The sequence below is a fragment of the Flavobacterium hankyongi genome (genome assembly GCF_036840915.1).
Classification (GTDB): Bacteria; Bacteroidota; Bacteroidia; order Flavobacteriales; family Flavobacteriaceae; genus Flavobacterium; species Flavobacterium hankyongi.
In genome coordinates this window covers 1,367,024-1,379,672 of sequence record NZ_CP085725.1, presented here as the reverse complement: position 1 = coordinate 1,379,672, position 12,649 = coordinate 1,367,024, and the positions used below count along the sequence as shown (strand labels likewise).

Genomic DNA, 12,649 nt, shown 5'->3' with positions numbered 1-12,649 from the left:
TAAAAATAGGTATTTTATGGATTCATACGAAGAGAAAATAAGTTTACTATCAGAAATGATTGCTTTTGCTGTAATTGATGGGGAATTACACGATCGAGAGTATGATTTTTTAAAAATGGTCTCGGAAGAATTACAGATTGATAAAGAGACTTTTTTAAGCTTGTTTAAAATGAGAAATGAGTTTGAAGTAATAAAAGACGAATTCCATAGAATATTACATTTCTATCGTTTAGCATTATTAATGTATTGTGATGGGATATTACACAATAGAGAGAAAATAGCAATTCACGAAATAGGAATTAACATGGGATTAAACCCAAATGCTATGAAAAAAATACTTCATTTGATGGAAGAGTCACCTGATAAAATGGTTGAAGCAGAAACACTTTTGTGTGCTTTCCACGAGCAATTGAATTAACGTTTTATAATAGTGATTGCCTCCAAAATCATGTCAACTTTATCGGACGAAATGGGTAAATGCAATCCATTTTTTAGCACAATACTTCCACCATCAGATTTGTTGTAGGCACTAATAAAATGGGTGTTGGCTATATATGATTTTTGGATGCGAATAAAGTTAGGGTAGGTACACAAAATGTCTTCAAAATTCTTTAGATTACGGCTTACTAGATGTTTTTCTTCTGTACAAATTATTTCTGAGTAAGCCCCTTCTCCTTTAATATAAATGATTTTATCCGTTTCTATGAAGACTAAACTGTTACCTAATGGAACAGCTATTTTTTTTAAGGAATCTTGTTTGATGTTTTCTTTTAAGAGTGCATAATTTTCTGTTTTTTGCTTTTCTTTTGACAGTCGTTCAATTGCTTTTGATAATTCTTCTGGATTAATGGGTTTTAACAAATAATCTACAGCCGAAAATTTGAATGCTTGAATGGCATATTCTTGATAAGCGGTCGTGAAAATAATTTTGAAATTGATGTCGTTCTGATCAAAAAAGTCTAGTAATTCCAGACCACTGTGTCCAGGCATCTCAATATCCAATAAAACTAAATCAGGCTGATGTTTTCGTATGGCTTTTACTCCTTCGGGTAAATTTTCGCATTCTGCCATAACAGACACATTAGGACAATAAGATTCAATTAATAGTCTCAAATTTAAACGGGCACGTTTTTCGTCGTCTATAATTATGGCTTTTATCATGAGGATATAGGAATTGTGAGAACAACAATAGTCCCTGAGGGCTGTTGTGTCGTGTTGTACTTATCAGTAATGGTTATGGTGATGTCTTGATGATTGTATTGGTTTAATAGATTAATTCTATTTTGTAAAGCATCAGTAGCAAAGGATTGATGCATTTTGTTTTTAATTTGATTTAATTCGCTACTTTTCTGTCTGCCAATACCATTGTCATCGATGGATATCTTTATATTTTTAGCTTCTTTGTCAAAGGAAATGATTAAAACTTTTATGCCAACTTTATGAAGTAATCCGTGTTTTATAGCATTTTCTACAAAAGGTTGTAAAAGCATTGATGGTATTCTAGATGTTTCGTCATCAATTTTCGGATCCACTATAATTTCATATTGAAAATCATCCTCAAAACGCCCTTTTTCTATATCTAAATATAGTTTTAGTGTTTTAACTTCTTCCGCAACAGAAATCCAATCTTTTTCTGTCATTTCTAAAATAGTCCGGGTTAAATTAGAAAATTTAGACAAGTATTCTATAGCTTCTTTTTTTTCATTAGATAAAATATAGGATTGCAAAGTGTTTAAGGCATTGTAAAAGAAATGAGGATTCATCTGGGATTTAATGGCTTTTAACTTGGATTGGTTTGCATTTTTTTCCAGATTGATTTTGTCCAAAACCATTTGATTTCGCTTTTCAATTTTTTTAATATTTTTTCTGTACAACCCATAGATAAGTCCCAAAACAAGGAGTGATGCTCCAATAACAAAAGGGAATCGTAACCAAAACGGGCGATGAATTGTAAAATAGATTTTTTTAGTATTCTTAAAATCAGAATTTAGTGCAAATTCAACAGTATACTTGCCATGGTTTAGGGAATTTAGTACTAATTCAGGATTTAAGATATCTGCTTTTTGCCAATGTGATTCGTTAATTCGATAGAGTAATTCATGTTCTTCAAAGGGTGTAGGTGATAAAATAGAATAATGAATTTGGATGTTATTTTCATCATAAGCCAAATCATCCAGATCTAATTTATCAAAAACTTGATTGTTTACTTTAATGGTTTTGATAGCAAAAGCAGGATTTGTTCGTTGATAAACTTCTTGTTTTTTTATAATTAGCCCTCTATTGGTTGAAATATAGTAACGGTTGTCTTTTAAAATAACATCATTTATTTCTATATTACTGTTAATGTGAATAACCTGCTTGAGGTCTTGTGAAGTTAGATTGTATTCGAAGATGTATTTGTTGGTAATTAGAAAAAGCAAATCGTCTTTTATAATAGCTTTTTCTATATTGTCTTTTTTGATGTTCTTGGGGAAATCAATTTCAGAAAGTTTTTTGTTTTGAATTTGAAAAAGTTTTAAGTCTCCATTACAAGCATACAGCCTTCCTTTTTTACAAGATAGTTTACTAATGTTTAAGGAAGTATTTTGGTATTTTAATTCTATAGGAATTCCTTTAACATCCAAGTAGAATAATCCATTATTAGTAGCATAATAAATGGTTTTATTTATCGAGTCGTAGACAGTGGCTTTTCCCTTTGCGTTAATAAGTAAATTGCTGTATGGTAATTTTTTTGACACAACTTTAGCATCAAAAGCATTATCCCAAGGGCTTATTGTCGTTGTATTGGTTTTAAAAATTCCAGAAGAACTACTTGCGGCATATGCTAAATATTTGTTGTCAACCGAGTAAACACTTTTTACTGCCATTGGTAATGTGGCTACTAGGCGTAAATTCTTGTCCAGCATTCCAAATTTTGACGAAGTAAAGAATAATTGATTCGAATAGTTATCATAAAATAGTTGCCCCATTTGATGATTGTCTTTTCCGGTATAAATCGTTTGGAATTGATTCTCTTTGAAAGTGAGAATTTTATCATTTTTGGTTCCGATGAAAAGTTGGTTGTTTTTGAAACATAAAGAAGTTAAGCTTTCATTAGAGCGTATTAATTGCGTATCAAAATCTTCAATATAAAACAAACCATCTGTTAAGGTTGATATCCAATAGTTGTTATTTTTGGTTTTGTAGATATAAGAAATATTGACATCTTTAAAGAATTCTTTTTTTGAATTGGAATTATTATCAATAGCAATAATTCCTGTGGTGGTACAAAGCCAATTTTTACCATTACACCAACTTAAGTTTTGAACAATAGTGTTTTTAATGTCTATGGTTTGTTTGATGAATTGATTATTCGCAAAAAAGTAGCAATAGTTTGAAAATTTAGAACTAATGATAAGACCATTATTTGTTTTTTCTACTAAAATGGAATTAAATGTTGAAGAGAAATCTTCTGGAAAATTAATTCTATGTATAATTTTATCATTTTTTATAACCAGTAATTGATTCGCAAAAACATAAATGGTGTCATCTGTAAAAAAGATAGTTTTAACGTCATTAGTGTTTAAATCAATTTTTTTTAAAGGTATGAGCCTTCTAGCATCATATACATCAATTGTTCTTTCACTAATAACATATAATTGGTCCTTGATAAAGCCATATTTAAAATAACCAATGGACTTGTTTTGATTTAATTTTTTTAATTGGTTGTTTTCAACATAATACAAATAACCATCAAAGTTTTCATACCAAATTCTTCCTAATTCATCTTGTTTAATACATGAACCTGCTTTAGAAGTCATTTTTTCTTCACTGTAATAGTGAAAGCTGTATCCATTAAATTGACATAAACCTTTTTCGGTTGCAAACCACATATAGTTGTCTTTGTCTTGAAAAATATCATAAATACTGTTAGTCAGCAAACCTTGTGATTTGTCTATAGTGTTGAAATAGGGATTTTGCCCGAAAATTACTTGGGTGGTTAGTAGTATAAATATGCAGTGAAAATATTTCAACTTTAGATTTTGTTCAAATGTAATAATATAGTGAAGATATCAAATCTTGAGTTAATGAAATTCGTCTTTCGGTTTAGGAATATCATAAAAAGGCTCTACAAGGTTTGGTTAACCCAAAAGGCGGTTTGGTTAACTCTGCCTAATTAGTATGGATTTCACCCTATAATTTTACATCGAAATTTTAAATTCTATACTTATGAAAACAAAATTATTTTCTTTTTTAAGCTTACTAGTAGTTGGTTTATCAACCGCACAAATTAATATTTCGGAAAGTTTTGAAACAGCTTTCCCAACTGGTTGGACTACTACTGGACAGTCGTTAGGATTTACAAGAAATAACAATACGACGTATTCATGTTCAGGAAGTTGGCTTATGTATACTACATTATACAGTAGTAATATGTATTCGGCAATTTACACTTCTGCTTATGTTTCTGATGGTAATCCAATTTCTGTGTCTTTTCAATATAATAGAGGGATAGGAAGTATTACAGGAAATGCTTATTTGTATTATGAAGTAAACAATAGTGGCTCTTGGCAACTAGTATCTTCAAGTTCAAATTTTAATTCTGGTTGTAAATTAGTTCAAGGAACTATTGCGGCAAGTAATGTTCCTGCAGGTGCTTCAGTAAGATTTAGAATGCAGCTTAATATGACCAATTCAGGAAATGTTGCGGTATATATTGACAATTTTAATGCGTCTCAAGTCTTACCTCTTAGTTCAACCGAATATACATTTAATAACACTTTAAACAACACAGTTGGAACTAATCCTTTTGGGTCAAATGTTGGTACTTCATTTGTTGCAGATAGAAACGGAAATGCAAACAGTGCTCTTAATATTTTAAATTCAGGTACTTCAGCAACAATCCCAGGGTTACCTTATGGCAATGCGCCAAGAACAATATCTTTTTGGGCTAAAACAAATACAATGCAATCTCCTTATAATGTGACTTTTTCTTATGGACTAGGATCGTTAGGAAATGCTTGTGGTGGTTCTTTTAATGATTCAAATATTGATTTCTTTGGATATGGATCTTCTTATAATACAAGTGCCGCAACTAGTAATACAGCAAATACCTGGTATTGTTTTACTTATGTTTATGATGGTGTTAATGCAAAAATTTATAAAAATGGTGTCTTATTAAATAGTACTGCTAAATCATGGAATACGATTAATAATAGTAATATATTTAAATTAGGAATAGGAGTAGCAGGTGAATTAAGTTTTGATGGAGCCATTGATGATTTAAAGATTTTTGGTTACGCATTAACGGATACTCAAATCTCGAATTTATATAATTATAATTCTTTAGAAAATAATTCTTTAGCCTACCAATTTAATTTTGATAATAATTATCAAGATACTACAGGAACAAAAAGTTTTGGGAGTGTTGGAAATTTTGAAGCGGATAGAAATGGAGTTGCTAATAAAGCATTACGTTTAAATAACTTAGGTACTTTTACTAACTTAAACGGAATTCCTGTTGGAAATGCTTCTCGTTCGGTTTCTATATGGTTTAAAATGTATGGGTTTAATAGTGATAATTTTTTATTTAGTTATGGTTCATCAACATCAAATCAATCGTATGGGTTTTCATTAACCTCAAATCAAATTAATAATTATGCATGGGCAAATGATTTAACACATACTACTAGTATTCCTTTAAATACTTGGAAACATTTAGTAGTTACTTTTGATAGTGCAACAGATGTAGCTTCCATATATTTAAATGGTGTTTTGATAACAAGTGCTGTTAAATCGGCATGGAATACATCAAATGATGTTAATTTTTATTTAGGAGCATCGCCTAATTCGGGTGATTTTTTTAATGGTGCAGTGGATGATTTAAAAATTTACAATTATCCATTAACACAAACAGAAATTACAAACCTATATAACAATAATGTATTGACTGCTTCAGATTTCAATCAAAACAATTTAAAAGTGTCCATGTATCCAAATCCTGTTCAAGAGGTTTTGAATATTCAAACTGAAACGAATTTGAAATCAATAGAAATATACAATTTGCAAGGACAAAAGGTATTAGAAGCAAAACAAAATAAAATCAATATTTCAAATTTGAAATCGGGAGTTTATATGGTCAGAATTGAAGATGAAAATAGTGGAGTAGCAAATAAAAGGATAATAAAAGAATAGTAAAATACATTATTATAAAAGGATTGTTTTAAAGTGATTTAAAGCAATCCTTTTTTTATATTTTTTCTTGTAAAACTTTTATCTCATCACGTAATTTTGCCGCTTGCATAAAATCTAAATCTTTAGCTGCTTTTTCCATAGCTTTTCTTTTTTCCCGAATTTTCTTTTCGATTTCAGGTTTCGATAAGTATTCGCTTTCTGGTTCAGCCGCTTTCAGCACTTGATTTTCGTAATATTTTGTAGAAACAGAATTTCCGCTCAAAGCACTTCCTAAACTTTTATTCAAGGCCTTTGGAACCAAGTTATTAGCAGTATTGAAATTCATCTGTTTTTCGCGACGATAATTGGTTTCGTCTATGGTTTTTTGCATCGAAGCCGTGATCTTATCAGCATACATGATTGCTTTACCGTTTACATTTCGGGCGGCACGACCAACCGTTTGAGTTAATGAACGGTGACTGCGTAAGAATCCTTCTTTATCTGCATCTAAAATGGCAACTAATGAAACTTCTGGTAAATCCAATCCTTCACGAAGTAAGTTTACTCCAATTAGCACATCAAATAATCCTTTTCGTAAATCCTGCATTATTTCTACACGCTCTAAAGTATCTACATCAGAATGTATATAACGACAACGAATAGAGACTTTAGTCAAGTATTTTGTCAATTCTTCGGCCATACGTTTGGTTAAAGTTGTTACTAAAACACGTTCATCAACCTCACAACGTTGTTGAATTTCTTCTATTAAATCATCAATTTGATTCAAACTAGGACGAACTTCTATAATTGGATCTAATAGACCTGTTGGACGAATAACTTGTTCTACATAAATACCTTCCGATTTTTGTAATTCATAATCGGCTGGAGTGGCAGAAACATATAAAACTTGGTTTTGTAAAGCTTCAAATTCTTCAAACTTTAACGGACGGTTGTCCATAGCAGCTGGTAAGCGGAAGCCATATTCTACGAGGTTTTCTTTACGACTTCTATCACCACCATACATGGCATGAACTTGCGAAATTGTAACATGACTTTCATCAACCACCATCAAGTAATCATCAGGGAAATAGTCTAACAAACAGAAGGGTCTTGTACCAGCTTCACGTCCGTCTAAATATCTTGAGTAGTTTTCAATTCCAGAACAATAACCTAGTTCCCGAATCATTTCTAAATCAAAATTGGTACGTTCTTCCAAACGTTTGGCTTCAAGATGTTTGTCAATTTCTTTAAAATAATCGACTTGTTTGACTAAATCTTGTTGAATCGCCCAAATGGCATTTTGAAGCACATCAGGTGAAGTCACAAACATGTTCGCTGGATAGATATTGAGCTTTTCGTAGCGTTCAATTACTTTTGAGGTCTTTGCATCAAAAGCTTCTATTTCTTCAATATCATCACCAAAAAAATGAATACGGAAAGGCTCATCAGCATAACTCGGGAAAACTTCTACAGTATCACCTTTAATGCGGAAAGTACCAGGATTGAAATCTGCTTCAGTACGCGCATATAAACTTTGAACTAAACGATGTAAAAATTTGGTTCTCGATATAGTCTGGTCTTTTTCTATAGAAACTACGTTTTTTTGGAACTCAACAGGATTTCCTATACCATATAAGCATGAAACAGAAGAAACTACGATCACATCTCTTCGACCAGAAAGAAGGGCAGAGGTAGTACTTAAACGTAGTTTTTCTAACTCCTCATTAATAGATAAATCTTTCTCAATATAAGTTCCAGTAACAGGAATAAAGGCTTCGGGTTGATAATAGTCATAATATGATACAAAGTATTGTACCGAATTGTTTGGAAAAAATTGTTTGAACTCAGAATATAATTGTGCAGCAAGTGTTTTGTTATGTGCTAAAATAAGCGTGGGCTTTTGTACTTCTTGAATTACATTGGCTACAGTAAATGTTTTTCCTGAACCAGTAACACCAAGTAGTGTTTGGTATTTTTCACCATTAACAATTCCTTTAGACAATTTTTCAATTGCCTGTGGTTGATCTCCCATGGGAGCAAATTCGGATACAACTTGGAACTTCATTTACGTAAAGGATTATATTAATTTTTATTGGTGATTTTGGCTTGAGTGTAAATTTACAAAGTAATCTGAAATAGAAATTACCTTTTTTGTTTAAGAAAATCTAAAATTACTTTATTTACAATTTCAGATTGATCAATACTTAAAAAATGTCCTGCATTTTTAATTGTTTTTGTTTTACAATTTGGTAAAAGTTTTTCGGCATTTTTGATGCTTTCTTCTGAATTGATTACATCGTGATCGCCAATAAGTACCAAGACAGGAATTTTTATTTTTTTTAAATCTTCATCAGAAAAAGGTAATAATTGCAGAAAACTAGAACTAGACTTAGCATGTTTATTGGCTAAATAAAGCTGATTTTTATAGTCTAAATTTATATTGTTGGGATAAAAAGAAAACGATTCTAAAGTTTTGTTTAATTTTTTTCTGGTTGGAAAAAGTTTTAAAAACAAAGCGGATGAAGCTTTTCCAGCTTTGTCTATTCCTTTGAAGGTTTCAGATGGACTGAGAAGTACAAGTTTATTTATTTTATGATTTTCCTGAGTTGCTAATAAAGCTCCTATCCAACCACCTTTGGAGGCGCCTATGACATCTACTTTTTTTAGTTTATAATGGTCGAAGATTTCGTTGTACCATTTTACAATTTCTTCTTTTGAAAGCGATTTTTCTATTGATTGTGATTTTCCAACTTCATTCAAAAAGTCTATGGCGTAAATTCGATGGTTTTTCGATAATGCTTTAATGTTTGGAAACCACATAGTTGATGTGGCATCCATTCCATGTAGTAATATCAATGGAGAACCATCTTTTTGTCCAGAAATAATTATATGTGCTTTTCCAAAACTTGTTTGAATATCTTCTTCCTGAAAGGGAACATCCCAAAGTTTTAATGATTTGTCATAAGATTGAATAAAGACTTTTTTATGATGCGGTCCTTTAAAAACATAGTCTTTTTCTTTAGTGGTAGCACAGCTAATTACTAAAATACAAATCAGTATTTTTAAGAATAACTTTTCCATAACTTAAAGTTGAATTCAACTCAAAATTACGAAACATCAAAAGAGTCTTTTAATACTATTTTTGAAAAATGTATTAAATTTCCAGCTTTTTTGTTGATTTTCAGTTAAAAAAGTCCATGCAACTATTCGACTGTTTTTTTGTCCTTGTGCCATATCAATAGTTTTGACATCAATAGCACCAACTTTTTTAAGTAATTTGTAAATAGCGTTCAGATTTTCTTTTTTGGATACCAAAGTAGTAAACCATAAAACATTTTCTGGGTATTTCACGCTTTCGTAAATCATTTGGGTAATGAAGGCAATTTCTCCGCCTTTACACCATAATTCAGCGTTTTGACCACCAAAATTTAATACTGGATTTGTAGTTTTTTTGTTTTGCAGGTTGCTAACTTTTCTTGAAGATGCTTTTACTGCTTCTTCTGCCGAACCATGAAAAGGGGGATTACAAATAGTAAAAGCAAAACGATCCTCAGGTTCGATGACGTTTTTGAAAATGAATCGAGATTCTACTTGTTTCTGTAAGCTTATAGCATCTATCAATTCAGGATTGTTTTGGATTATTTTTTTACAGTTTTGTAATGAATCTTCATTAATGTCAGTTCCAACAAAACTCCATCCGTAAGCTGAATTTCCAATGATAGGATAAATACAATTGGCTCCAATTCCAATATCCAAACCTTGTACAGTTGATCCTTCGGGAATATTTTGATTGTTGGTTTCGGCTAATAAATCAGCGATATAATGGATGTAATCGGCTCTTCCAGGAATTGGAGGACAAAGATAATCTTTGGGAATATCCCAAAACTTTATACCATAATGAGTAACCAAAAGCGCTCTATTGAGCGCTTTTACTGCTTTAGGATCACTAAAATCAATTGTTTTTTCTTTTGAATCAGGATTGAATTTATTTGGTTTAAGAAAATCTTTTAACTCCAAATTAGCCAAAATTAATTGCTCAAAATCATACCCAAAACGGTGTGGATTTCTTGAATGTAAATTCTTTTTTTCTGTAATTACTTTTGATTTCATTTATTAGCGAGCAAAGATTCTTTGATACAAAGGTATAAGATATCTTTACTTGAATTTCAACAAAAGAGTAACAATGTGAGAATTTAATCCATTATCTCTGGTGTAATATCCATACCTCAATTCGAGAGTGTTTATTCTTTTTACGTGAAAAATTCCATTTCCTGAATCTAATACTCTATAACTTGCCCCAATCATGTGACTGTTAAACTTAGATAAATCATAATCGCTAGTATATAAATCGTCTAAAACGGTATGTTTTTGGAAAGGTTTGAAATAATCGGCAGCACTTTGTGTATAAAAACGATACGGAATACTTATAGAACTAAATGCCGAAAATTTATAACTTGGTTCTAAGCTGATTGTATGCGAGTTGATTCCCCAATCGTCCCAATAATAACGGTAGTAACTTCTTAAAACAACATTGTCTCCTAAGAAATAATTAGCACGAACACCAAATGGAATTTTTAGTCTCGTATCAGGTAATTTTTCAGATTTTACCTCTCCAGTTTCTAAATATACACGGTTGAATTTGGTAGCCAAAAGCCCTTGTTGGTAGCCTAAATCGGTTAAGAATGCTATTTGAAATTCTCTGTTTATTACTTGCGATAAGGCAAAACCTAAATTATATGAAGTTCTTGGTTTACTATCTAAATGATTGGCTTCATTGTCTGATGGATTACTCCTTAGCTCAATAGGAAGAATTACTTTCCAAGTATCAAAAAAGGCCATCCCTTTGACCGAGAATTCTCTGTTTTTATCTTTTGAAAGTTTTGTAAAACCTGCATTTGCACCAATTGATGTGTAATCAAACTCTACAGAACCCGAAAGGCCCGCATTCAGACTATAATTCTTGTCTTCGTTTTCAAATGTATAGTTAAACGATGGGTAGATTCTTATATCTTGGTAAGAAGCAGAAGTTACTGTGCTTGGATCAATTTTATCAGATGAAGCTGAAGAGTATGAGTCAACGCCAATTTCAGCCACTAAACTGTGTTTGTGATTGTTTTTGTCATATTTAGAAAGATGAACGTCAATCGTGGTAGCGATATCGGTTAATTTTTCTGTTCCGATTCCTCCAGTTACAGCCGAATTGTTTCCATCTTGAGAATAATAACTAGAAATGAAGTTAACTTCTTCGATTTTTAATTTTTGTTTTTTATAAGCTGAACTATCTTGAACTGTATCTTGAGCTTTTGATTGGTTTCCAAAAATAAAAGCTAATAATGATGCTGTAATGATTCTCTTTTTCATTTTTTTAAAAAATTAGTTACAGCCGCAGCCACCACCTGTTTTACCTCCGTTTGCTCCCGAACTTGCCTCACGATACAACTCAAAAGTGTTCTCAAACTTTTCTGTTTTTTTTGCTGTCAGAGCCATTTCTGCATCGTTGATTTTTGATTTTTCGTATTCTTTTACCGAAGTACAACTTACTCCAAGTAAAAATAGTAGGCAAACAATAGGTTTCATAGTTCTAAGTTAGGTTTATATTTTTAGAAAAATATTTTCTGTCATTATCATCAATAATAATACAGCCAATGTGTTTTAATTGATTTATAAAATCCATTCCTACTTCGATACCCATTACTGTCACCGGAGTAGCTAATGCATCAGCAATTTCGGCATTTTGAGCAATTATTGTCACGCTTTTTATTCCTCTAACAGGAAAACCTGTTTTTGGGTCTATAGTGTGGGAATATTTTTTATTTCCAATCATTACAAATTTTTCATAATTTCCAGAAGTTGCAACAGCTGTATTAGAGATATTAAATGTAGAAAAAATTTCGTTACGGTGGTTAGGGTCGGCAACGCCAATTGTCCAATTTTTTCCGTTTTCTTGATTTCCCCATGCACATAAATCTCCAGAAGCATTTACAATACCGCTTTCAACTCCATTTTCAATGAGTTTTTTCTTTGCCATTTCGGCTGCATAGCCTTTTCCAATTCCACCAAAACCTATACGCATTCCTTTGTTTTTAAGGAAAATAGTTTTCTTTTCGGTATCAAGTAGAATATTTTTATAATTGATTAATGCAACTGATTTTTTTGCTAGTTCAGGATCTGGTAAAGAAGTCATTTTGGTGTCAAAATTCCAAAATTTTTTGTCCAATCCTCCATAACTTATATCAAACGCTCCTTGAGTCATTTGAGAAATCATTTGACATCTTTGAATTAGATTAAAAACTTCTTCTGGAACAACAACAGGTTTTATTCCAGCATTCTCATTTATCTGATAAGTAATACTTTCGTTTGAAAAAGTGGTTAAAAGTTTTTCGATACGCTTTATTTCTTGTATTGCTAAATTAATTTTATCAGAACACCAATTTTCATCAGCACCGATGACGGAAATCTCGAAGCGATTTCCCATTAATTTCTCAACCTTTTTTAA

10 protein-coding genes are annotated in these 12,649 nt (G+C 31.4%); 2 read left to right on the top strand and 8 right to left on the bottom strand.

Going from position 1 to position 12,649, the window contains the following annotated elements; genetic code table 11:
- The first annotated feature begins 16 nt into the window (after positions 1–16).
- Entirely contained in the window at positions 17–418 is a 402-nt protein-coding gene (locus LJY17_RS06345) for a TerB family tellurite resistance protein (RefSeq protein ID WP_264543002.1), read from the top strand.
- Here the strand turns inward: LJY17_RS06345 and LJY17_RS06340 are convergent.
- Positions 415–1,161, bottom strand: a complete 747-nt coding sequence (locus LJY17_RS06340; protein WP_264543001.1) for a LytR/AlgR family response regulator transcription factor — start codon at positions 1,159–1,161, stop codon at positions 415–417. The genes LJY17_RS06345 and LJY17_RS06340 overlap by 4 nt on opposite strands.
- On the bottom strand, positions 1,158–3,920 hold the full coding sequence (locus LJY17_RS06335) for a sensor histidine kinase (RefSeq protein WP_264543000.1): 2,763 nt from the start codon (positions 3,918–3,920) through the stop codon (positions 1,158–1,160). Before LJY17_RS06335 ends, LJY17_RS06340 begins: the two co-directional genes overlap by 4 nt.
- A gap of 289 nt (positions 3,921–4,209) precedes the next feature.
- Here LJY17_RS06335 and LJY17_RS06330 point away from each other — a divergent pair, with 289 nt between their 5' ends.
- A complete protein-coding gene (locus tag LJY17_RS06330; protein WP_264542999.1) occupies positions 4,210–6,174 on the top strand; it encodes a LamG-like jellyroll fold domain-containing protein in 1,965 nt (654 codons plus the stop codon).
- A 55-nt stretch (positions 6,175–6,229) separates the two neighbouring features.
- Here LJY17_RS06330 and uvrB read toward each other — a convergent pair whose 3' ends face one another.
- The 6 genes from uvrB to LJY17_RS06300 all read right to left on the bottom strand — a co-directional run bounded on the left by uvrB (position 6,230) and on the right by LJY17_RS06300 (position 12,628).
- Complete coding sequence (gene uvrB / locus LJY17_RS06325; protein WP_264542998.1) at positions 6,230–8,218, bottom strand: excinuclease ABC subunit UvrB; 1,989 nt, start codon at positions 8,216–8,218, stop codon at positions 6,230–6,232.
- Between the two features lie 77 nt (positions 8,219–8,295).
- Positions 8,296–9,234, bottom strand: coding sequence for an alpha/beta fold hydrolase (locus LJY17_RS06320; protein ID WP_264542997.1), 939 nt, complete (start codon positions 9,232–9,234; stop codon positions 8,296–8,298).
- A 36-nt stretch (positions 9,235–9,270) separates the two neighbouring features.
- Positions 9,271–10,263, bottom strand: coding sequence for a 23S rRNA (adenine(1618)-N(6))-methyltransferase RlmF (rlmF, locus tag LJY17_RS06315; RefSeq protein WP_264542996.1), 993 nt, complete (start codon positions 10,261–10,263; stop codon positions 9,271–9,273).
- 45 nt (positions 10,264–10,308) lie between these two features.
- Positions 10,309–11,514 (bottom strand): DUF3570 domain-containing protein, encoded by a 1,206-nt coding sequence (locus LJY17_RS06310; RefSeq protein WP_264542995.1) that lies wholly within the window; start codon positions 11,512–11,514, stop codon positions 10,309–10,311.
- Positions 11,515–11,526: 12 nt separating this feature from the next.
- Positions 11,527–11,730 (bottom strand): DUF4266 domain-containing protein, encoded by a 204-nt coding sequence (locus LJY17_RS06305; RefSeq protein WP_264542994.1) that lies wholly within the window; start codon positions 11,728–11,730, stop codon positions 11,527–11,529.
- Positions 11,731–11,734: 4 nt separating this feature from the next.
- Positions 11,735–12,628, bottom strand: a complete 894-nt coding sequence (locus LJY17_RS06300; protein ID WP_264542993.1) for an FAD:protein FMN transferase — start codon at positions 12,626–12,628, stop codon at positions 11,735–11,737.
- Positions 12,629–12,649: the final 21 nt, after the last annotated feature.

Coding starts and splice junctions, on each gene's coding strand:
- LJY17_RS06345 (WP_264543002.1), top strand. CDS start 17: ATGGATTCATACGAAGAGAAAATAAGTTTACTATCAGAAATGATTGCT.
- LJY17_RS06340 (WP_264543001.1), bottom strand. CDS start 1,161: ATGATAAAAGCCATAATTATAGACGACGAAAAACGTGCCCGTTTAAAT.
- LJY17_RS06330 (WP_264542999.1), top strand. CDS start 4,210: ATGAAAACAAAATTATTTTCTTTTTTAAGCTTACTAGTAGTTGGTTTA.
- uvrB (WP_264542998.1), bottom strand. CDS start 8,218: ATGAAGTTCCAAGTTGTATCCGAATTTGCTCCCATGGGAGATCAACCA.
- LJY17_RS06320 (WP_264542997.1), bottom strand. CDS start 9,234: ATGGAAAAGTTATTCTTAAAAATACTGATTTGTATTTTAGTAATTAGC.
- rlmF (WP_264542996.1), bottom strand. CDS start 10,263: ATGAAATCAAAAGTAATTACAGAAAAAAAGAATTTACATTCAAGAAAT.
- LJY17_RS06310 (WP_264542995.1), bottom strand. CDS start 11,514: ATGAAAAAGAGAATCATTACAGCATCATTATTAGCTTTTATTTTTGGA.
- LJY17_RS06305 (WP_264542994.1), bottom strand. CDS start 11,730: ATGAAACCTATTGTTTGCCTACTATTTTTACTTGGAGTAAGTTGTACT.
- LJY17_RS06300 (WP_264542993.1), bottom strand. CDS start 12,628: ATGGGAAATCGCTTCGAGATTTCCGTCATCGGTGCTGATGAAAATTGG.